Annotated in this window: 18 protein-coding genes, 4 tRNA genes and 1 pseudogene; 16 read left to right on the top strand and 7 right to left on the bottom strand. The window is 65.6% G+C overall.

Annotated elements, in window-relative coordinates; translation table 11 throughout:
* Positions 1–1,282, top strand: a 1,282-nt coding sequence (locus HUX88_RS31420) for a DUF1501 domain-containing protein (protein WP_176364316.1), incomplete at its 5' end; no start/stop codon positions are given.
* 3 nt (positions 1,283–1,285) lie between these two features.
* On the opposite strand, the gene HUX88_RS31415 is transcribed toward HUX88_RS31420, so the two are convergent.
* Positions 1,286–1,846, bottom strand: a complete 561-nt coding sequence (locus tag HUX88_RS31415; RefSeq protein WP_176364315.1) for a DUF1439 domain-containing protein — start codon at positions 1,844–1,846, stop codon at positions 1,286–1,288.
* Positions 1,847–1,880: 34 nt separating this feature from the next.
* On the opposite strand from HUX88_RS31415, the gene HUX88_RS31410 reads away from it, so the two are divergent.
* The 5 genes from HUX88_RS31410 to HUX88_RS31390 all read left to right on the top strand — a co-directional run bounded on the left by HUX88_RS31410 (position 1,881) and on the right by HUX88_RS31390 (position 5,590).
* Positions 1,881–2,588 carry a DUF72 domain-containing protein gene (locus tag HUX88_RS31410; protein ID WP_176364314.1) on the top strand — a complete coding sequence of 236 codons (708 nt, stop codon included), beginning with the start codon at positions 1,881–1,883 and terminating at the stop codon, positions 2,586–2,588.
* A gap of 86 nt (positions 2,589–2,674) precedes the next feature.
* Positions 2,675–3,046 (top strand): GntR family transcriptional regulator, encoded by a 372-nt coding sequence (locus HUX88_RS31405; protein ID WP_176364313.1) that lies wholly within the window; start codon positions 2,675–2,677, stop codon positions 3,044–3,046.
* On the top strand, positions 3,043–3,900 hold the full coding sequence (locus HUX88_RS31400) for an ABC transporter ATP-binding protein (RefSeq protein ID WP_176364312.1): 858 nt from the start codon (positions 3,043–3,045) through the stop codon (positions 3,898–3,900). The genes HUX88_RS31405 and HUX88_RS31400 overlap by 4 nt, the downstream gene beginning before the upstream one ends.
* The gene (locus HUX88_RS31395) at positions 3,897–4,850 is read left to right on the top strand and encodes a hypothetical protein (RefSeq protein WP_117009942.1); all 954 of its coding nucleotides are present in this window, start codon (positions 3,897–3,899) and stop codon (positions 4,848–4,850) included. Before HUX88_RS31400 ends, HUX88_RS31395 begins: the two co-directional genes overlap by 4 nt.
* Positions 4,851–4,852: 2 nt before the next feature.
* Positions 4,853–5,590, top strand: a complete 738-nt coding sequence (locus HUX88_RS31390; RefSeq protein WP_176364311.1) for a hypothetical protein — start codon at positions 4,853–4,855, stop codon at positions 5,588–5,590.
* Between the two features lie 114 nt (positions 5,591–5,704).
* On the opposite strand, the gene HUX88_RS31385 is transcribed toward HUX88_RS31390, so the two are convergent.
* From HUX88_RS31385 to rnr, 4 genes are all read right to left on the bottom strand, one after another.
* On the bottom strand, positions 5,705–6,382 hold the full coding sequence (locus HUX88_RS31385) for a YceH family protein (protein ID WP_176364310.1): 678 nt from the start codon (positions 6,380–6,382) through the stop codon (positions 5,705–5,707).
* 11 nt (positions 6,383–6,393) lie between these two features.
* Positions 6,394–7,140, bottom strand: a complete 747-nt coding sequence (gene cysE / locus HUX88_RS31380) for a serine O-acetyltransferase (protein WP_117009939.1) — start codon at positions 7,138–7,140, stop codon at positions 6,394–6,396.
* Between the two features lie 124 nt (positions 7,141–7,264).
* Positions 7,265–8,011 carry a 23S rRNA (guanosine(2251)-2'-O)-methyltransferase RlmB gene (gene rlmB, locus HUX88_RS31375; protein ID WP_117009938.1) on the bottom strand — a complete coding sequence of 249 codons (747 nt, stop codon included), beginning with the start codon at positions 8,009–8,011 and terminating at the stop codon, positions 7,265–7,267.
* A complete protein-coding gene (gene rnr / locus HUX88_RS31370; protein ID WP_176364309.1) occupies positions 8,012–10,465 on the bottom strand; it encodes a ribonuclease R in 2,454 nt (817 codons plus the stop codon).
* Positions 10,466–10,807: 342 nt separating this feature from the next.
* Between rnr and HUX88_RS31365 the strand changes: the two genes are divergently transcribed.
* Together HUX88_RS31365 and HUX88_RS31360 are read left to right on the top strand one after the other, a co-directional pair.
* Positions 10,808–10,892, top strand: a tRNA-Leu gene (locus tag HUX88_RS31365).
* A 187-nt stretch (positions 10,893–11,079) separates the two neighbouring features.
* Positions 11,080–11,164, top strand: a tRNA-Leu gene (locus tag HUX88_RS31360).
* 52 nt (positions 11,165–11,216) lie between these two features.
* On the opposite strand, the gene HUX88_RS31355 is transcribed toward HUX88_RS31360, so the two are convergent.
* Positions 11,217–12,746, bottom strand: coding sequence for an ATP-binding protein (locus tag HUX88_RS31355; RefSeq protein WP_217916519.1), 1,530 nt, complete (start codon positions 12,744–12,746; stop codon positions 11,217–11,219).
* 272 nt (positions 12,747–13,018) lie between these two features.
* Here HUX88_RS31355 and HUX88_RS31350 point away from each other — a divergent pair.
* Together HUX88_RS31350 and HUX88_RS31345 are read left to right on the top strand one after the other, a co-directional pair.
* Positions 13,019–13,103 (top strand) — tRNA-Leu (locus HUX88_RS31350).
* A 176-nt stretch (positions 13,104–13,279) separates the two neighbouring features.
* Positions 13,280–13,364, top strand: a tRNA-Leu gene (locus tag HUX88_RS31345).
* Between the two features lie 55 nt (positions 13,365–13,419).
* Here HUX88_RS31345 and HUX88_RS31340 read toward each other — a convergent pair.
* Complete coding sequence (locus HUX88_RS31340) at positions 13,420–14,268, bottom strand: NAD(P)H-binding protein (RefSeq protein ID WP_176364307.1); 849 nt, start codon at positions 14,266–14,268, stop codon at positions 13,420–13,422.
* A gap of 128 nt (positions 14,269–14,396) precedes the next feature.
* Between HUX88_RS31340 and HUX88_RS31335 the strand changes: the two genes are divergently transcribed.
* The 6 genes and pseudogenes from HUX88_RS31335 to HUX88_RS31310 form a co-directional block, all read left to right on the top strand.
* The gene (locus HUX88_RS31335) at positions 14,397–14,816 is read left to right on the top strand and encodes a helix-turn-helix domain-containing protein (RefSeq protein WP_161090673.1); all 420 of its coding nucleotides are present in this window, start codon (positions 14,397–14,399) and stop codon (positions 14,814–14,816) included.
* Positions 14,817–14,896: 80 nt separating this feature from the next.
* The gene (locus HUX88_RS31330; RefSeq protein ID WP_117009934.1) at positions 14,897–17,095 is read left to right on the top strand and encodes an ATP-binding protein; all 2,199 of its coding nucleotides are present in this window, start codon (positions 14,897–14,899) and stop codon (positions 17,093–17,095) included.
* Positions 17,096–17,192: 97 nt separating this feature from the next.
* Positions 17,193–18,350, top strand: coding sequence for a GGDEF domain-containing protein (locus tag HUX88_RS31325; protein ID WP_373886866.1), 1,158 nt, complete (start codon positions 17,193–17,195; stop codon positions 18,348–18,350).
* Positions 18,351–18,353: 3 nt separating this feature from the next.
* Positions 18,354–18,557 (top strand): hypothetical protein, encoded by a 204-nt coding sequence (locus HUX88_RS31320; protein ID WP_117009932.1) that lies wholly within the window; start codon positions 18,354–18,356, stop codon positions 18,555–18,557.
* Between the two features lie 67 nt (positions 18,558–18,624).
* Positions 18,625–19,188 (top strand): phasin family protein, encoded by a 564-nt coding sequence (locus tag HUX88_RS31315; protein ID WP_117009931.1) that lies wholly within the window; start codon positions 18,625–18,627, stop codon positions 19,186–19,188.
* 119 nt (positions 19,189–19,307) lie between these two features.
* Positions 19,308–19,913: pseudogene (locus HUX88_RS31310) on the top strand (VRR-NUC domain-containing protein); the annotation flags it as partial.

The raw sequence follows: 19,913 nt of genomic DNA, 5'->3' as shown, positions 1-19,913 counted from the left end.
CGCGGCCGCCACCGCCAGCGACTACAAGGCCATCGTCTGCGTGTTCCTGTACGGCGGCAACGACTACGCCAACACGCTGGTGCCGTACGACGCCGCCAGCTACAACGCCTACTACGCGCTGCGCTCGACGCTGGCCTACCAGCAGAGCGCGCTGTCGGCCACCGTGCTCAACACGGCCGCGCCGCCGGTCGACGTCAACGGCGTGGCCCACCAGTACGCGCTGGCGCCGGAACTGGCGCCGCTGCTGCCGATATTCAACGCCGGCAAGATGGGCGTGCTGCTCAACGTCGGCACGCTGGTGCATCCGACCAGCAAGCAGCAGTACCTGGCCAAGTCGGTGCCGCTGCCGTCCAAGCTGTTCTCGCACAACGACCAGCAATCCGAATGGCAATCGTCGATGCCGGAAGGCGCGACCTCGGGCTGGGGCGGACGCATGGGCGACCTGTTCGAGTCGGGCAACGGCAACGCCACCTTCACCTGCGTCAACGTCTCCGGCAACGCGGTGTACCTGTCCGGGAAGGAGGCGGTGCAGTACCAGGTGTCGACCAAGGGCTCGGTGCCGTTCAGCGCCTTCCAGAGCCCGCTGTTCGGCTCCGCCAGCTGCAGCAACGCCCTGCGCACGCTGATCACGCAGCAGCACAGCAACCTGATGCAGTCCGAGTATGCGCGCGTGACGCAGCGGGCCATTTCGGCCAACGACGTGCTGACCTCGGCGCTGGCGGGCGCGCCGGCCATCAACACGGCCTTCCCCGCCAATAACAGCCTGGGCGACCAGTTGAAGATGGTGGCGCGCATGATCTCCTGCGCCTCGACGCTGGGCGCCAAGCGGCAGGTGTTCTTTGTGTCGATGGGCGGCTTCGATACGCACGACGGCCTGGTCAAGGTGCATCCTGGCCTGCTGAAGAGCGTGGCCGATGCGATGGCGGCCTTCTACCAGAGCACGGTGGAGCTGGGCGTGGCCAACCAGGTGACGGCCTTCACCGCGTCGGACTTCGGCCGCACGCTGAGCGGCAACAACGACGGTTCGGATCACGGCTGGGGCAGCATGCACTTCATGCTGGGCGGCGCCGTCAAGGGCGGCCGCTACTACGGCAAGGCGCCGGTGGTGGCCAGCAACGGCCCGGACGATGTCGGCCAGGGTCGCCTGCTGCCGACCACGTCGATCGAGCAATACGCGGCCACGCTGGGCAGCTGGCTGGGTGTGTCGAACACCGACCTGCTGGCCATGCTGCCCAACCTGGCCAACTACAACGCCAGCGCACGCAACCTCGGCTTCGTCTGACGCTTATTGCGCCGGTTGGAGGTTGGCGACCAGCGCGCCGGGCCGGGTGCTGATCCCGGTCAGCACGAACTGCACGCCGGCGTAGCGCAGGTCTTCCGGCCGGAAGGTGTGGACCGGCACATCCTTGAGCGTGTTCTCGCCCAGCAGGTTGGCCACGCTGGCGATCTGGTTCTGCTTGCCCTCATCCATGCCGTCGACCACGAAACGGTCCACGTGGGCATCGCTGATGTAGATGGTGTTGCGCACATTGTCCACCTTCAGGCGGCCCGACACCGCCATGCTGCCATGCCACGACTGGCGCGCCAGCAGCGGCGCCACGTTCACGTCCAGGGTCAGTGCCACGCGGTCGTTCTCGGCCAGGATGTCCAGCTGCGGATGGCTCAGCTCCACTTCGAACACGCCCAGCACGCGATGGCGCACGGGGAACTTGCGGTCCAGGTTCTGCTGCAGGCGCGCCTGCGGCAGCTCCACCTGGCGCGGGCCGATCAGCGTGGAGCAGGCGGCCAGCAGGCCAGCCAACATGAGCGGCGCGGCAATTCGGGCGTAACGTTTAAGATCGGTCATGTCGTCTTTCTGAAAATAGCGGATCGCCCACATTATGACCCACACGCGAATTGGCTGCGCAAGCTGGAGTATCGACCGTGCGTCGGCGCCGCACTTCGCCACGGACGGCAGCCATCTGCAGCGCTACGCGCGGGTCATGAACGCGGTGGAGATCAACTCCTCGTTCTACCGGCCGCACCAGGCCTCGACCTATGCGCGCTGGGCGGACGACGTGCCGGACGATTTCCGCTTCTCGGTCAAGCTACCGCGCAGCATCACGCACGATCACCGGCTCAAGGAGGTCAATGAGCTGCTGGCGCGCTTTGCCGGCGAGGCCGGCGCCCTCGGCGCCAAGCTGGGCTGCGTGCTGGTGCAGTTGCCGCCCAGCCTGGCGCTGGATACGGCGCCGGCCGACGCGCTGTTCGCCCGCCTGTCCGCCCTGTTCCGATGCGCCGTCGCCTGCGAGGCCCGCCACCCGAGCTGGTTTTCCGCGACGGGCACCGCGCTGCTGCAAGCCCACAACGTCGCCAGGGTGATCGCCGATCCGCCCGCAGGCCAGCCCGGCCCCCACGTGCCGACCTGCGACATGATCTACGCCCGTCTGCACGGCAGTCCGCGCATGTACTACTCAGCCTACACGGACGAATACCTCGACAGCGTCGCCGCCTACCTGGCCGACAAGGACGGCTGGGTCATCTTCGACAACACCGCCAGCGGCGCCGCCCTGCCCAACGCGCTGGCGCTGATGAAAAAAACAACGTAAGGCGCGAAGCGCTTGCTTTTTCAAATTCTAGTGTTATAGTTCACTACAACACCACTCCATCAACACACACCAAGGGGACCACATGTATGTCCACGATAGGCTGGAATGACAATGCGCCGATATATCGGCAGCTCAAGGACAAGGTCATCGGCATGATGCTCGACGGCCTGCTCAAGCCCGGCGACGCCCTGCCCTCGGTCAGGCAGGTGGCCGCCGATTACCAACTCAATCCGATCACCGTATCTCGCGCCTACCAGGAACTGGTGGACGAAACGCTCGTAGAAAAAAGAAGGGGACTAGGTATGTACGTCACTGACGGCGCCCGCGACAAACTGCTGGCCACTGAACGCGAACGCTTCCTGAGCGAAGAATGGCCGCTGATGCTCGAACGCATCCGCCGCCTGGGCCTGGAACTGGAAACCCTGCTCAAGCCCATCGCCACCGGAGGTGCGTCATGAGCGCGGTCATCACGGCTGGCAACCTCAGCAAAACCTATGGCAAGCAGGCCGCGCTGAATGGCGCCAGCTTCACGGTCGAGGCCGGCCGCATCGTCGGCCTGATCGGCCCCAACGGTTCCGGCAAGACCACCACGCTCAAGGCCATCCTCGGCCTGACCCAGTTCGAAGGCGAGCTGACGGTGCTGGGCCTGGACCCGCGCAGCCAGCGCGAGGCGCTGATGAACGAGGTCTGCTTCATCGCCGACGTCGCCATCCTGCCGAAGTGGCTCAAGGTCAAGGACGCGATAGCCTTCGTGGAAGGCGTGCATCCGCGCTTCGACCGCAGCAAGGCCGAGAAATACCTGGCCAACACCAAGCTCACGCCGAACATGAAGGTCAAGGCCATGTCCAAGGGCATGGTGGTGCAGCTGCACCTGGCGCTGGTGATGGCGATCGACGCCAAGCTGCTGGTGCTCGACGAGCCGACGCTGGGCCTGGACATCCTGTACCGCAAGCAGTTCTACCAGAACCTGCTGGAAGACTACTTCGACGAGAACAAGACCATCCTGATCACCACCCACCAGATCGAGGAGGTCGAGCACATCCTCACCGACCTGATGTTCATCCAGGACGGCAGGATCTCGCTGGCGGCGTCGATGGACGAGGTGGGCGAGCGCTTCACCGAGGTCATGGTCGAGCCGCAGTTCGTGGCGGCCGCCAACGCGCTGCAGCCGATGAGCCAGCGCACCGTGTTCGGCAAGCCCATCATGCTGTTCGATGGCGTGCCGCGCCTGCAACTGTCGACCTTCGGGGAATTGCGCACGCCCAGCGTCGCCGACCTGTTTGTCGCATCGATGAAAGGAACCTACGCATGAAAACGATGAAATGGCTGATCAGGCGCGAGCTGTGGGAGCACAAGGGCATGCTGGTCTGGGCGCCCGCCGTCATCGCCACGCTGATCGCGGCGCTGGCGCTCGGTTCCATCATCATGGGCAACCACCTCAACTTCAACGATGGCGACCAGGCCGTCTCGATCGGCTCGGTCACGATCGAAGGCACGGCGCGCACGCGCATCGTCCAGACCATGTCGCAGGCCTACATGGTGTCGGCCATGCCGGTGCTGATGGTGCTGAGCTTCGTGGTGTTCTTCTACTGCCTGGGCGCGCTCAACGACGAGCGGCGCGACCGCAGCATCCTGTTCTGGAAATCGCTGCCGGTGTCCGACCTGTCGACCGTGCTGTCCAAGGCCACGCTGGCGCTGGTGGTGGCGCCGCTGATCACGCTGGGAATCGGCACCGTGCTGTCGCTGCTGATCCTGTTCGCCGCGTGCGGCGCGGTGCTGGCGCACGGCACCAACCTGTTCGGCGCCCTGCTGATGTCCCCGGACTTCTACCTGACGCCGCTGCGCCTGGTGGGCCTGCTGCCGGTCTACATCCTGTGGGCCTTGCCGACGGTGGGCTGGCTGCTGATGGTGTCGAGCATGGTGCGCTCCAAGGTGTTCCTGTGGGCGGTCGGCACGCCGCTGGTGACGTCGCTGCTGCTGGTATGGGCGGAAAAGATGCTGCACTTCGGCTTCGACGCCAGCTGGTTCGTCACCCGCATCGTCGACCGCATCCTGCTGGGCGCGATTCCCGGATCGTGGATCATGTTCGAGGCCGACCATGTGCCGCTGCAGCTTGAAGCGCAGCGGATGGCGGTGCCGGAGACCATCTTCCGCGGCTCGTGGGGCACGCTGGGCGGCATCAGCGTCTGGCTCGGCGTCGCGGCCGGCGTGGCGATGATCGCCACCGCAGTCTGGATGCGCCGCCGCCGCGAGGAAGGCTAGGCGTGGCGGGCACACACTTGATGACCGCCGCGCTGCGGGCGGCCGCCGTGGCGGCGCTGCCGGCCACGGCGGCGGAAACGGAAACCGGATCGGAGCAGGTTGTCGTCATCAATGGCAGCCGCAGCCCGGAAATGCAGCCTTACCGCTACATGCTGTCCGGCCTGGACGCCTTCGACAGCCAGCACGCGTTGGCGCCGGATGCGCAGCAATTGCGCTTCCGCCTGCACGCCAAGAAGAAGGCGCCCAAAGGCGCCTTCGACAACCTGGTGGTGCGCCTGTCCGGCAGCGAGACCGACATCCCGGTGCCGCTGGCGGAGGACCACAGTTTCACGCTGCCGCGCAGCGCGGAGGCGGAACGCGACAACGCCGACGTGGTGCTGAACCAGAAGAAGAGCTACTACGGCTGGATGCCGGACGTGCGCAGCGCCGGCGTGCCGGCCGACATGCGGCGCCTGGGCGACATCCGGCTGGAGTGCCGGGTGTTGGTCGCGATCGCGAAGAACTACATCCCCTTCCTGGTGCGCGCGACGATCAACACGCTCATGTTGACCACCGACTGGTGCTCGTTCAAGGACTTCGACATGAGCATGCGCAGCGACCGGGCGATCGCCAGCGCCACGCTGGTGGACGGCACGCACAGGCTGGAGCTCAAGGTCGGCGAGGATGGAAAAAACTACTCGGTGCCGCTGAACGACAAAACCTACTCGAACGATGCCCTGATCGAGTTCACCTTCGAGTAAGCCCGGTGGGGTCAAGTCTGACATTCCGGCAGCTTCAGATTTGTATAAGTGACATCTGTAGCGGCGCGCTACAGCAGAGCCCGTGTCCGAATGTCAGACTTGACCCCAAATTGTTTATTCGAATTGTTTGCGGAATTCGGCGAACTGCGCGGTCAGGTCTTCGACTTGCTGGCGCAGTTGCTGCACTTCCTGCTCCAGCGCGGCGACGCGGCCGCCCTGCCCCGCCGCGCTGACCGAGCCGCCCAGGCTGGCGGCGGTTTCTTCCCGCGCCAGCGCGTCTTCGCCGCCCAACAGTTGGCCGTAGCGCGGCTCCTTGGTGCCGGGCGCCAGCGCCAGCCGCGACACCAGCGGCGGATATTTGTCGATCAGGAATTGCAGCGCCAGCTCGACGTCGCCCACCGACTTGAAGTCGTGCAGGCGGCCGGTGCGGGTGCGGATCTCGCCGGCGGTCTGCAGGCCGCGCAGCATCAGGATGGTCAGCACGGCCAGCTTGTCCTGCTCCAGCGACCATTTGATACGCATGCGGTGCTCGTACTTGGTCACGCGCGCGCCCGCCTGCGTGATGCCGTTGACGTACTTGCGCTGCATCAGCCGCTGCAGCACGTCGGCCACCGTCTCTTCAGACAGCGCCATCACCGGATCCCGGCTCGACAACTGGTTGCAGCCGTTGACCAGCGCGTTCAGCGACAGCGGATAGTTATCCGGCGTCAGCGCCTCCTTCTCGGCCAGCACGGCCAGCACGCGGATTTCAAACGGGTCCAGCACTTCCACGCCATCGGGCGACGATTCCATATGCGGCATCCTTATTCAACGAGTTTGTTGAGTTGGTCTGAATTCAATTTATCACAGTCGGGCACGCCCTGACAGTGCAAGCCCGCCGCCTTCATCGTGGCGAGGATGCGTTCGATCTGCTCTTCCTGCTTGACGGCGTGGTTGATCAAGCCGTGCAGCGCCTTCGACAGCGGATCGTCGCCGTTCGGCGTGACGCCGTAGGCGCTGAACAGGTTGGCCGTGGCGCTCACCGCCGAGGCCGGCTCTTTCTGCACGATGTGCGCCGGATTGCCGACCGCCGTGGCGCCCGGCGGCACCGGCTTCAACAGCACGGCGTTGGAGCCGACCTTGGCGTACTCGCCCACCGTGAAGCCGCCCAGCACCTTGGCGCCGGCGCCGACGATGACGCCGCGCGCCAGCGTCGGATGGCGCTTGGCGCCGGTGTGCAGCGAGGTGCCGCCCAGCGTCACGCCCTGGTAGATGGTGCAGTCGTCGCCCACTTCGGCGGTCTCGCCGATCACCACGCCGAAGCCATGGTCGATGAACACGCGGCGGCCGATGGTGGCGCCGGGGTGGATCTCGATGCCGGTGACGATGCGCGCCAGGTAGGAGATGAAGCGGCCCAGCCATTTCATCTTGCGCGTCCAGCACCAGTGCGCCCAGCGATGCATGACGATGGCTTGCAGGCCGGGGTAGCAGGTCAGCACCTCCCAGGCGTTGCGGGCCGCGGGGTCGCGTTCGATGATGCTGTTGATGTCTTGGCGCAGGTGATGGAACATGGGGTGTACGGGATTGCAACGGAAACGCTCATGGTAGCGTATTCGGTCGGTGGTTGCTGGGAAGCGGCTTGCAAGGAGGGGAAACCAGCGGCCCTCGTAGCAGGCCGCCGGCTGGTCGTATCGCTTAGATCTCTTTGGCGATACGCTGGCGGCGTGCCTCGTACAGACAGACGCCGGATGCGACGGAAACGTTCAGGCTCTCGACCGAGCCGAACATTGGAATGCTGACCAGCATGTCGCAGGTCTCGCGGGTCAGGCGGCGCATGCCCTCGCCTTCCGAACCCATGACCAGCGCGGTCGGGCCGGTGAAGTCGGCTTCGTACAGGCCCTTCTCGCCGTCGTCGGAGGTGCCGATCAGCCAGATGTCGCGGTCCTTCAAGTCGCGCAAGGTGCGCGCCAGGTTGGTGACGGTGATGTATGGCACGGTCTCGGCCGCGCCGCTGGCGACCTTGGCGGCGGTGGCGTTCAGGCCCACCGCGCGGTCCTTCGGTACGATCACCGCGTGCGCGCCGACGCCGTCGGCCACGCGCAGGCAGGCGCCCAGGTTGTGCGGATCGGTGATGCCGTCCAGGACCAGCAGCAGCGGCGGGCCTTCGATGGCGTCCAGCAGTTCGTCCAGGTTGCGCGCCAGCGCCAACTGCGACGCGAAGGCGATCACGCCCTGGTGGCGGCGGGTGCCGACGATCTTGTCCAGGCGGGCCGAGTCGACCGGCATCACGCGCACGCCGGCCGCCTTGGCGTTGGCGATCAGGTCCTTCATGCGGCGGTCGTCGCGGCCCATGTCGACAAAAATCTCTTCCACGGACGAAGCCTCATGACGCAAACGCGAGGTCACGGCGTGGAAACCAAAAATCATTTTATTCTTACTCATTTATCGCTTCTTTTTACTTTTTGAGACAGTCTTCGCTGCTCGGGGTGCTACCGGAGCAGCCGCCCCGGCATTAGTCTTGCGTCCACCGCGCCCGTTGGCGGCGGGCTTGGCCGCCGGCTTGGCGGCAGCTTTGGCTGGCTGCGCTTTCGGCACGGACGGGCCGGGCTTGACGTTGGTCTTGCGGTCCTTGGACGGCGCATCGCCTTTCTCGGCGCGTGGCGGCGGCGCGTCGGCCCCGGCCAGGCGCAGGTCGATCTTGCGCGCCTCCAGGTCCACGCGCACCACCTGCACGCTGACGCGGTCGGTCAGCTGGAACTTCTTGCCGGTACGTTCGCCGCGCAACTCGTGGCGGGCGTCGTCGTACTGGAAGTAATCGGCGCCGAGGTCGGTCACGTGCACCAGGCCTTCAACGAACAGCTGGTCCAGCTGCACGAAGATGCCGAAGGTGGTCACGCCGGTGATCAGGCCAGTGAATTCCTCGCCCAGCTTGTCCTGCATGAAGTAGCACTTGAGCCAGGCCTCGACGTCGCGCGACGCTTCGTCGGCGCGACGCTCGTTGGCCGAGCAGTGCACGCCCAGCGCGTCCCACACGGTCAGGTCGCCGGATTTCTTTTCTTTGCCCTCGGCCTTGTCCTTGGCCTGCTGCTTGCGGGTGGCGTTCGAGACATTCGTGTTCAGCACGCTGGTGCTGGCCACTTTCGGCTCGTACTTTTTACCCAGCAGGATGGCCTTGATGGCGCGGTGCGTCAGCAAGTCCGGATAGCGGCGGATCGGGCTGGTGAAGTGGGCATAGGCCTCGTACGCCAGGCCGAAGTGGCCGATGTTGTCCGGCGAGTAGACCGCCTGCTGCATCGAGCGCAGCAGCATGGTCTGCAGCAGCGACGCGTCCGGACGCTCCTTGACCTGCTTCATCAGCGCGGCGTAGTCGCCGGCGGTCGGCTTGTCGCCGCCGTTCAGGTTCAGGCCCACCTGCTTGAGGAAGGTGCGGACCTGCTTGAGCTTTTCGGCGGTCGGGCTGGCGTGGATGCGGTAGGTGCCGGGATGCTTGTGGCGGATCAGCAGGTCGGCCGCGCAAACGTTGGCCGTCAACATGCATTCTTCGATCAGCTTGTGGGCGTCGTTGCGGGTGCGCGGGATGATCTTCTCGATCTTGCCGGACGGGTTGCAGACGATGTAGGTTTCGGTGGTCTCGAAGTCGATCGCGCCACGCTCGGTGCGCGCCTTCAGCAGCGCGTGGTACACCTCGTACAGGTTCAGCAGGTGCGGCACGATGCCGGGACGGCGCGCCGCCTCGGGGCCCTTGGTGTTGCCGAGGATGTCGGCCACTTCGGTGTAGGTCAGGCGCGCGGCCGAGTGGATCACGGCCGGATAGAACTGGTAGGCCTTGATCTCGCCCTTGGCGGTGACGACGGCGTCGCACACCAGCGTCAAGCGGTCGACCGCCGGGTTCAGCGAGCACAGGCCGTTGGACAGCTTCTCCGGCAGCATTGGAATCACGCGGCGCGGGAAGTAGACCGAGGTGCTGCGCTCGAGCGCGTCGGCGTCCAGCGCGTCGTTCGGCTTGACGTAGTGGCTGACGTCGGCGATCGCGACGATCAGGCGGTAGGCGTTGGTGCGGCCGATCTTGACCGGTTCGCAGTAGACCGCGTCGTCGAAGTCGCGCGCGTCTTCGCCGTCGATGGTGACCATCGGCACGTCGCGCAGGTCGACGCGCTCGCCCAGGTCGGCGTCGCGCACGTGGTCCGGCAGCTTGTTGGCCTGCTTGAGCGCGGCGTCCGAGAACACGTGCGGCACGCCGAACTTGCGCACGGCGATTTCGATCTCCATGCCGGGGTCGTCCAGCGAGCCCAGGATTTCAACGACCTTGCCGACCGGCTGCTTGAAGCGCATCGGCTGCTCGGTCAATTCGACGCTGACGACCTGGCCCGACTTGGCCTTGCCGACCGAGCCTTCGACCAGGATGTCCTGGGCGATGCGCTGGTCTTCCGGCGCGACGATCCAGGCGCCGTTTTCGTTCAACAGGCGGCCGATGATGTGGGTGTTGGCGCGCTGCACCACCTCGACGATGGTGCCTTCCGAGCGGCCGCGGCGATCGACGCCGACCACCTTGGCCAGCACGCGGTCGCCATGCAGCACTTTCTGCATTTCCTTCTCAGGCAGGAACAGGTCCTCGCCCGGCTCGTCCGGAATCACGAAACCGAAGCCGTCCTTGTGGCTGCTGACGCGGCCGGAGATGAAGCCGGTTTCGGTGGCCAGCGAGAAGTGGCCGCTGTCGTCGGAGACGATCTGGCCGTCGCGCTGCATGGCGTTCAGGCGGCGCGACAACACGGCCTGGGCCTCGGTCGCGACCTTCAGCGACTTCGACAGTGCGCGCAGATCGAGCGGCGCCTTGGCGCTGCGGAAGATGCCGAGAATTTCCTCCCGGCTGGGAATGGTATGAGTAGATTGGTTCAAAAGTATTTCTGTAGTTATTATTGACAGTGTTCAGAGGAAATCCGGCCTGGCAAAATCGTCAGGTGCATATATATGACACGACGACAGGCGTAGTGTACTTGGAAACGCCCTGATTGACTAATTTGCGGACGGCGTTGCGAATTCCGGCGGATTTTTTAGGTCGAGCCATTTGACATCCCGCAAAATTCCTCTATAATCTTGGTCTCTCGCAGCGACAACGTTGAAAAACGGCGGCAAAGCGGGAATTGCTAGACAGGGTTGATGTGCAGTATGGAACGAAAGTTCATCTGGCGCGAAACTCTCCCCGTCGCTATAATAGCAGAGTTGTTAAGAAGCATCAGTGCCCACGTGGCGGAATTGGTAGACGCGCATGGTTCAGGTCCATGTGCCGCAAGGTGTGGGGGTTCGAGTCCCTCCGTGGGCACCACAAATTCCGCAAAAAAGCCTCCATCGAGCTGAAAAGCAGATGGGGGCTTTTTTCATGGCGCCGTCCGGCCTCACGGGGAATTATTTCGTAAAAGCACGAAATCTCTATTGACGGGGTAGCATCCCTCCTTTAAGATTCGGGCCTCTGTTGCAGAACACGCGGCAGAGAGCAGCAAAGCAGTAACAGTGCCCACGTGGCGGAATTGGTAGACGCGCATGGTTCAGGTCCATGTGCCGCAAGGTGTGGGGGTTCGAGTCCCTCCGTGGGCACCACAGAATTCCGCAAAAAGCCTCCATCGAGCTGAAAAGCAGATGGGGGCTTTTTTCATTGCGTCGCCGTGCTCCACTCCAGCTTGAGTTGCGCGCCGATTTCCCGCAGCAGTTCGTGCTCGTCGACCGGCTTGCTGAGGAAGGCGTTGGCGCCCACCTGCAGCGAGCGCTCCTCCTCTTCCGGCGTCGAGCTGGCGGAAATCATCAACACCGGCATGTGGGTGGTGCGGGCGTCGGCGCGCAGGCGGCGCGTGGTTTCGATGCCGTCCATGTCCGGCATCACCATGTCCAGCAACACCAGGTCCGGCAAGGCCGCCTGCATCTGGTGCAGGGCGGCGACGCCGCTGTCGGCCTCCAGCATGCGAAAGTCCAGCGCCCCCAGCAGATCGCGCAGCAGGGCGCGGTTGGTGGCGACGTCGTCCACCACCATGATGGTCTTGCGCGGCCCCAGGTAGCCGGTGGCGTTGTGGCCGTCGTTGCTGGCCGGCGCCGGCGCCTCCGCCAGCGGCACCGCAATATCGAACCAGAAGCGGCTCCCCTGCCCCAGCGTGCTTTCCACCTTGAGTTCGCCACCCATCAGCCGCACCAGCTGGCCGCTGATCGCCAGGCCCAGCCCGGTGCCGCCGGCGCGGCGCGACGCCTCGCCCACCTGCTCGAACGGCCGGAAGATGGCGTCGATGTGGTCCGGCGCGATGCCGATGCCGTCGTCGCGCACCTCGAAGCGCAAGCGCGCCTGTTCCGGCGGCGCATCCGGCAGGGGCATGACGCGCAAGCGCACCGTGCCCTGGTCGGTGAACTTGACGGCGTTGCCCAGCAAATTCAGCAATACCTGGCGCAGGCGGGTTTCATCGGCGCTGATCGCCACCGGCAGGCCGCCCACCAGCTCCAGCTCGAAGTGCAGCTGCTTCTGCTCGGCGCGCACGCGCATGATGTCGGCCACCACCGACAGCACGTCGCCCAGCAGCACCGGCTTGGGATGGAACTCCATCCGGCCCGCCTCCACGCGCGACAGGTCGAGCACGTCGTTGATCAGCGCCAGCAGGTGCTGGCCGCCCTGCTGTATCGTGCCGACGCCGGACCGCTGCGACGGCGTCAGCGCCTTGTCGCGCTTGAGGATTTGCGTGTAGCCGAGGATGGCGTTGAGCGGCGTGCGCAGTTCGTGGCTCATCGAGGCGAGGAAGGCGCTCTTGGCGCGGTTGGCCACCTCGGCCCGCTCCATGGCGGCGCGCAGGTCGTTGTTGACCTGCTGCAGCTCGGCGTTGACGGCCGCCAGCTGCGCCGGACTGGGAATGCGCAGCGCCAGCGGCACCAGCCGCACCAGCACCAGGGCCGTGACCACCGAGGCCCCGGCGGTGATGGCCTTCAGGATCGCCGACAGCCAGTAGTCGGGATGCCAGATCACCCAGATGTCGGCCAGGTGGGTGGCGCCGCAGGCCAGGATGAAGACACCGAAGGCGATGAACATCCAGTCGAACGGCATGTCGCGTCGTTTGCGGATGAAGTACAGCAGCGTGACGGGGATGGTCAGGTAGGCCAGCGCGATCAGGGCGTCTGAAATCACGCTCGTCCACAGGATGGATGGCATCCATAGAAAACAGTGGCCGTGCGGCATAAAACCCTGGCTTCCGAACCAGTTGCTCAACATGTCCATTGCCTACCTCCTTGGTCTCAGATGACGGGGCCAGCATTCAGGAGCTTACGAAAGTGTGAGCAAACAAGCAAGCAGCAAATCTGTGGTGCGGCTTTATGCAATCTTTCTCAAAAATCAGCATTCCACCCTTGACGCGGGCGCGGCACTCCCCTATGATTCTGGCCTCTGTTGCAGAACATTCGACAGAGAGTAGCAAGCAGTACAGTGCCCACGTGGCGGAATTGGTAGACGCGCATGGTTCAGGTCCATGTGCCGCAAGGTGTGGGGGTTCGAGTCCCTCCGTGGGCACCACAGAATTCCGCAAAAAGCCCCCATCGAGCTGAAAAGCCGATGGAGGCTTTTTTCATTGCCCCGCCCCGGCCCGGCGGCACGTATTTCACAAGACGTCCTTGACGGCAGCGCCGCCATGCGGCATGATGCTGCCTCTGTTGCAGAACACGCGGCAGAGAGTAGCAAGCAGTAACAGTGCCCACGTGGCGGAATTGGTAGACGCGCATGGTTCAGGTCCATGTGCCGCAAGGTGTGGGGGTTCGAGTCCCTCCGTGGGCACCAAGAATTCCGCAAAAAAGCCTCCTTCGAGCTGAAAAGCAGATGGAGGCTTTTTTCATTACAGCGCCGCTTTGACCGCGTCCGCCAGCGAGATGGTCGGACGGCCGATCAGCTTGCCCAGCGTGCCGCTGCCGTCGTACAGCGCGCCCTTGGCGGCCTGCGCATCCGAATCGGCGATCAGGTCGGCCAGCGGCGCCGGCAGGCCCACGCTCACCAGCATTTCACGGTAGTCCTGCTGCGGCAGGTTGTGGAATGGGATCTGCCTGCCCGACTGGCGCGACAGTTCCACCGCCAGCTCGGCCAGCGTGAACGCCTGGTCGCCCGCCAGCTCGTACACCTGCTGGACCGGCCCGGCGCTGGTCAGCACGGCCGCCGCCGCGTCGGCGTAATCGGCGCGGGCCGCCGCAGCGATGCGCCCCTCCCCGGCGCCGCCGGCCAGCGCACCATGCGCCAGCGCCGCGCCCAGCCCACCCGTGTAGTTCTCGACATACCAGCCATTGCGCAGCAAGCTGTACGGCAGGCCGGAGGCGCGCACGGCCACCTCGGTGTCGCGGTGCTCGGCGGCCAGCGCCAGCGGCGATGTATCCGCATGCAGCACGCTGGTGTAGGCCAGCAGGCCGGCCTTGGCGCGCACGGCGGCGTCTACCACGTTGCGGTGCTGCGGGCCGCGCTGCCCCAGCTCGCTCGACGAAATCAGCAACACCTTGGTCGCGCCCTGGAAGGCGGCGTCCAGCGAGGCCGGATCGGCATAGTCGGCGCGCCGCACCTGCACGCCCTGCGCGGCCAGGTCGGCCACCTTGGCGACGTCGCGCACGGCGGCGACGATCTGCGCGGCCGGAACGGTTTTCAGCAGGCGGGCGATCACCAGACGGCCCAGTTGGCCACTTGCACCAGTAACGATAATCATGTTTTTCTCCTTTGAACAGGCTGCCACGGGGAGGTTTCCGCGCGGTTGGTGCTATCATATGGCCTATACTTACTAATTGTAAGTACGTACGAATTGGTAAGTACCCCATGCGACCAAAGGAATCCGAGATGAACCAAGTCAAATCAAGCCGCTCGCTGCGCAAGGCGCTGGCCGGCAACCTGGGCGATCCGCGCGCCCAGGTGCTGGCGGCGGAATGTCCGTCGCGCATCGTGCTGGGCCACATCACCAGCCGCTGGGGCGTGCTGGTGCTGGTGGTGCTGCTGGACGGCACCCACCGCTTCAGCCAGTTGCGCCGGGAAATCGGCGGCGTCAGCGAGAAGATGCTGGCGCAGACCCTGGACGCGCTGGCCACGGACGGCCTGGTGCTGCGGGTGGCGCAGCAGGTGGTGCCGCCGCACGTGGAGTACAGCCTGACGCCGCTGGGGCGCCAGGCGGCCGAGCGGCTGGAGGTGCTGGTCGACTGGATCGAGGACAACTTCCCGCTGATCCAGCAGGCGCAGGAGGCCGCCGCCCTGGCCGCGGCCTAGTCCTGCTGAAAGGCTTGACCGGGAACGCCCATCCTGTGACACTGGCTGCACCAAGTACTGCGGAGCGGATCCCCCCACCCATGATGCAGCCGTCACCTCCCGACCAGCCCAACGTCGTGTTGATCGCCACCAACACGAACTATGATCTCGCCACGCTCAGGACCATGCTGGCCCCGCACGGCCTGGCGGTCGAGCAGGTGCGGCGCGGCGACGAGGCCCTGGCGCTGGCCGCCGGCGGCAAGGTCGCCCTGGCGCTGCTGGACGCGGCCCTGGCCGGCAGCGCGCGGCTGGAGTTGTGCGGGCGCCTGCGCGACGCCTGCGGCGGCAAGCTGCCGCTGTTCCTGCTGTCGTCCACGCCCTCGCCCGAGGAGCGCGAACGCGCCCGCGAAGCCGGCGTCAGCGCCTACCTGCCGCTGTCCTTCCCCACCGAGGACCTGGCTGAAAAAATCCTGCTGCAACTGAAGGCGATCACGCCGGCGCCGGCGCCGGACGGCCTGCCGACCATGGCGACGCTGGAAGTGAACTACCACCACATGCTGGCCGGGTCGCCGGACGCCATCCTGCTGATGCAACGCGGCAGCAACCGCGTGCTGGACGTCAACCGCGCCACCCGCCTGCTGTTCGGCATGACGGAAACCGAGCTGCTGCAGGCCAGGCTGCCCGACCTGTGCCCGCCGCTCCAGCCGGACGGCCGCGCCTCGTCCGAGGCATTCGCCGGCTATGTCGACCGGGTGATGGCGGGCGGCGTGCAGGTGTACGAGCTGACGGTGCGGCACAGTTCCGGCCGCCAGGTGGCGTGCGAGCTGCGCATGGTGCCGCTGAACACGCCCGAACACCGGGTGATGCATGTCCGCATCGTCGACGTCAGCAGCCGCAAGCGGGCCGAGGAACTCCGCGACGGCAAGAACCTGGTGCTGGAAATGATCGCGCGCGGCGCGCCGCTGAAGGACACGCTGGACCAGCTGGCGCGCCTGATCGAGGCCCAGGCGCCGCCGGTGCTGTGCTCGGTGATGCTGGTGGCGCCGGACGGCGTCACGCTGCAGGTGGCCGCCGGCCCCAGCCTGCCGGCCGAGTACCTGGCGACCATCGACGGCCTGCCGTCGGGTCCGGTCGCCGGCTCCTGCGGCACCGCCGTGCACCGCAAGGAGACCGTGGTGGTCAGCGACATCCTCAACGATCCGCTGTGGGCGCCCTACCAGGAAACGGCCCTGCAATACGGCCTGCGCGCCTGCTGGGCCATGCCTATCCTGCTCGATCCCGGCACCGTGCTGGGCAGCTTCGCCATGTACTACCGCGAATCGCGCAGCCCGACCAGGGAGGACCGCCAGCTGATCAAGGCCGCCACCCACCTGGCCGGCATCGCCATCGCCAGCACCCGACGCGAAGCCGAGCTTGTGCGCCACCGCGAGCATCTGGAAGAGCTGGTGCAAGCCCGCACGGCCGAGCTGCAGCGCGCCAAGGAGGACGCCGAGCACGCCAACGAGGAACTATCGACCGCGCTGGAGAACCTCAGCATGACGCAGGAGGAACTGGTGCGGCGCGACAAGCTGGCCGCGCTGGGCGCGCTGGTGGCCGGCGTGGCCCACGAGCTCAACACACCGATCGGCAACTGCCTGACCATGGCCGGCAGCATGAGCGAACGCACGGAGGCGCTGCGGCGCGACCTGGACGGCGGCCTGCGGCGCTCGGTGCTGGCCGAATATCTGCAACAGGCCGCCGACGCCGACGACGTCGTGCTGCGCAACCTGAAGCGCGCGGCCGCGCTGGTGGATGGCTTCCGCCGCATCGCGGTCGACAACACCAGCTCGCAGCGCAGCCGCTTCGTGCTGGGCGACCTGGTGGCGCAGCTGCTGCAGGCCAGGCAGGCCGACGTCAAGCGGCACGGACTGGAACTGGTGGAGGAGATCGAACACTGGCTGGAGCTCGACAGCTATCCCGGCCCGCTGGGCCAGGCGCTGGAAAACCTGATCGACAACTGCATCGCGCACGCCTTCGAGGGCCGCACGCAGGGCACCATCACGATCCGCGCGCAGGACATCGGCAACGGCGAGATCGCCGTCTCGGTCGGCGACAACGGCGTCGGCATCCCGGCCGCCAACCTGCCGCGCATCTACGATCCCTTCTTCACCACCCGGCTCGGCGCCGGCGGTTCCGGCCTGGGTCTGTACATCACGCACAACATCGTCACCGGCGTGCTGGGCGGACGCATCGAGACCGTCAGCGCGCCGGAGGCCGGCACCACGGTCACCCTGCGGCTGCCGCGCGTCGCGCCGTGCTGAGGCGGCCCTGATAATTTTCTTTCACGCAATTATCGCGGTCGTATAATAGCTTGCAGCAGACCGGCAACCAGCCGGCAGCCAGCGGGGAGACCATCCAGTGCGCCCACATCCTGCCCAGACCGAGAAGATGGACATGGCGAACCTGCGCTGCGAATTTCGCGACGCCGCGGCCGAGCGGGCCTTCCTGCGCCACCACCTGGCCATGACGCAGGCGCAGCTGCGCGTGACCTTCATCTTCTGCTCGCTGTTTTACCTGTGCTTCGCCGCCTCCGACATGGCGTGGCTGGGCTACAGCCCGCGCACGGCGATGCTGATGGGCGCGCGGCTGGCGGTGGCCGGCGTCGCACTGGGCGGCCTGATCGTGCTGCGGCGCCGGCCCGGCTCGATTCCCGTCACGCGCGGCGTGGCCAGCGTGGTGGAAATCGCGGGCGCGGCCGGCTTCCTGCTGATCGCCGCGCTGCGCCCCGCCGAGTTCTCGCTGCATGCGATCTCGATGGCCATCGTGGTGATTGTGATCTACATCTACATTCCGAACCGCCTGCTGTACGCGGCCGCGATCGCGGCGCCGGCCACGCTGGGCTTCATCGCGCTGGCCGCCCGGCTGGGCGAGCTACGCCGGGTCGAGCTGGGCACCATGGCCGCGCTGCTGACGCTGACCAACCTGTTCGGCTACGTGGCGGCGCGCCGCTACCAGCTGCTGCTGCGCGACGAGTACAAGGCCCAGATGGTGCTGAAGAACCTGTCCGTGCGCGACCCGCTGACCGGCTGCTACAACCGGCGCCACCTGCACGAACAGCTGCTGGAAACGGAAATCGCCCGCGCCCAGCGCTACCGGCTGTGCCTGACGGTCATCATGAGCGACCTGGACCATTTCAAGGCGGTCAACGACACCTACGGCCACAACGGCGGCGACGCCGTGCTGCAGCGTTTCGGCGCGCTGCTGCAATCGATGACGCGCGACGGCGTCGACAGCGTGGTGCGCTACGGCGGTGAGGAGTTCCTGCTGATCCTGCCGGAGACCGACCTGGACGGCGGCGCGCTGCTGGCCGAGCGGCTGCGCCACGCGCTGGCCGCCACGCCGGTCGAACACGAAGGGCGGCAGATCGCCATCACCGCCAGCTTCGGCGTGGCCAGCATCGATTTCGCCACGTCGGCGCACGACGCCCACCTCAACATGATCGCCGCCGCCGACGAATTGCTGTACGCTGCCAAGAATGGCGGCCGCAACCGCGTCTGCACCCGACAACTGGTTTAAGACATGATCCACATCAAACGAAGCGTGGCCATCCTGCTGGCCCTGTTCTGCACCAGCCTCAGCGCCGGACCGGCGCCGTGGTACAAATGGCGCAGCAAGATCGACAACTACCTCAGCTGCTCGCAGACACCGCTGGGTCCGGGCTGGGTCAAGGACTCGGGCCCCTATAAAGATAGCCGTTGCGAAAAGTTGGTTCTTGCTAAATAATGGGTCAGCAATAACAGGGGAAACCCAGGGCAGTACTGGCTACATTTCATCATCTTGAGGAGACTGTATGTTTACGAATCCCGAACAATTTGCCAACGCCACCAAAGCACTGTTTGAATTTCAACTCGAAACCTTCAACACCCTCACCAGCAAAGCCGTGCAAGGCGTCGAACAAGTCGTCGCCCTGAACATGGCCACCGCCAAGAACCAGCTGGAAGACAACCTCGCTACCGGCAAGGAAATCAGCCAGAGCACCGACCCGAAAGCGGCGATGTCGCTGGCCGCCTCCAAGGTCCAGCCCGGCATGGCCGGCGCCGCCGCCTACAACCAGCAGCTGGGCGAGATCATCGCCGAGATCCGCGAAGAATTCACCCGCGCCGCCGACGCCCACATGACCGAAGCCAAGAGCACGCTCAGCGCGCTGATCTACGACGTCACCAAGAACGTGCGTCCCGGCTCGGAAAACGCCGTGCAGATCGTCAAGACCGCGATCGACAACGCCTTCAACGGCTACGAACAAGTGACCACGGCCACCAAGCAGGCCGTGCAGGCAGTCGAAGCGCAGATCGCCAAGGCCAGCGAGCTGGTCGAGAAAAACACCGCCAAACCGGCCAAGGCCGCGAAAAAGTAAGCCTTCCCGTCTCCTCCCGCCAGCCAGGCCGCGCGCCTGGCTTTTTATTTTGCTGGGCGTGCGCCGCCAAATGCGATACACTGTACATAAACACAGTTATCGCGCAGCTATCCCCGGCAATGATCAAAGTTCTGGAAAATCCCTTTTACTACCTGGACAACTTCCATCAGGTGCTGACGTGGATCGGCGCGCGCTACGACGATCTGCTCACCGCCGAGGAGCGCGCCTTCCTCACCGCCTTCCCCGCGCTGCCGCAAGCCTCGCGCGCGCTGTTCGTACGCATGGTGATGCGCAAGGGGACGGTGTTCCGCGCCAGCAAACTGGTGTACGCGGAAATCGGCAGCACGCACGAGGCGGCTCGCCCATTGGCCGCCCTCGGCCTGATCGAGGAAGACCCGGCACTTGACCTGGAACAGTTGTTCGAGCTGCTGCAAAAGCCCGAGATCGGCAAGATCTTCCAATTGCCGCCTCACCTGCGCCAACTGCGCAAGGCCGACCAACTGGAGGCGCTGCGCGCGCAGTACGACGGCGAGCACCGCTACTCCAACTGGCACCAGGACTCGGGCGACCACTGCTACCGCAACCTCACGCAGGAACTGTGCGACCGGCTGCGCCTCATCTTCTTCGGCAACTACCACCAGGACTGGACCGAGTTCGTGCTGTCCGACCTCGGCATCTACCAGTACGAAAAAGTGGACTTCTCGCCGGCCGCGCGCGGCTTCCGC

The organism is Duganella sp. BJB1802 (genome assembly GCF_013369445.1).
GTDB classification, from domain to species: domain Bacteria; phylum Pseudomonadota; class Gammaproteobacteria; order Burkholderiales; family Burkholderiaceae_D; genus Rugamonas; species Rugamonas vulcania_A.
This window is presented reverse-complemented; position numbering and strand designations above follow the sequence as displayed.

Coding starts and splice junctions, on each gene's coding strand:
- HUX88_RS31415 (WP_176364315.1), bottom strand. CDS start 1,846: ATGACCGATCTTAAACGTTACGCCCGAATTGCCGCGCCGCTCATGTTG.
- HUX88_RS31410 (WP_176364314.1), top strand. CDS start 1,881: ATGACCCACACGCGAATTGGCTGCGCAAGCTGGAGTATCGACCGTGCG.
- HUX88_RS31405 (WP_176364313.1), top strand. CDS start 2,675: ATGTCCACGATAGGCTGGAATGACAATGCGCCGATATATCGGCAGCTC.
- HUX88_RS31400 (WP_176364312.1), top strand. CDS start 3,043: ATGAGCGCGGTCATCACGGCTGGCAACCTCAGCAAAACCTATGGCAAG.
- HUX88_RS31395 (WP_117009942.1), top strand. CDS start 3,897: ATGAAAACGATGAAATGGCTGATCAGGCGCGAGCTGTGGGAGCACAAG.
- HUX88_RS31385 (WP_176364310.1), bottom strand. CDS start 6,382: ATGGAATCGTCGCCCGATGGCGTGGAAGTGCTGGACCCGTTTGAAATC.
- cysE (WP_117009939.1), bottom strand. CDS start 7,140: ATGTTCCATCACCTGCGCCAAGACATCAACAGCATCATCGAACGCGAC.
- rlmB (WP_117009938.1), bottom strand. CDS start 8,011: ATGAGTAAGAATAAAATGATTTTTGGTTTCCACGCCGTGACCTCGCGT.
- HUX88_RS31355 (WP_217916519.1), bottom strand. CDS start 12,746: ATGCCATCCATCCTGTGGACGAGCGTGATTTCAGACGCCCTGATCGCG.
- HUX88_RS31340 (WP_176364307.1), bottom strand. CDS start 14,268: ATGATTATCGTTACTGGTGCAAGTGGCCAACTGGGCCGTCTGGTGATC.
- HUX88_RS31335 (WP_161090673.1), top strand. CDS start 14,397: ATGAACCAAGTCAAATCAAGCCGCTCGCTGCGCAAGGCGCTGGCCGGC.
- HUX88_RS31330 (WP_117009934.1), top strand. CDS start 14,897: ATGATGCAGCCGTCACCTCCCGACCAGCCCAACGTCGTGTTGATCGCC.
- HUX88_RS31320 (WP_117009932.1), top strand. CDS start 18,354: ATGATCCACATCAAACGAAGCGTGGCCATCCTGCTGGCCCTGTTCTGC.
- HUX88_RS31315 (WP_117009931.1), top strand. CDS start 18,625: ATGTTTACGAATCCCGAACAATTTGCCAACGCCACCAAAGCACTGTTT.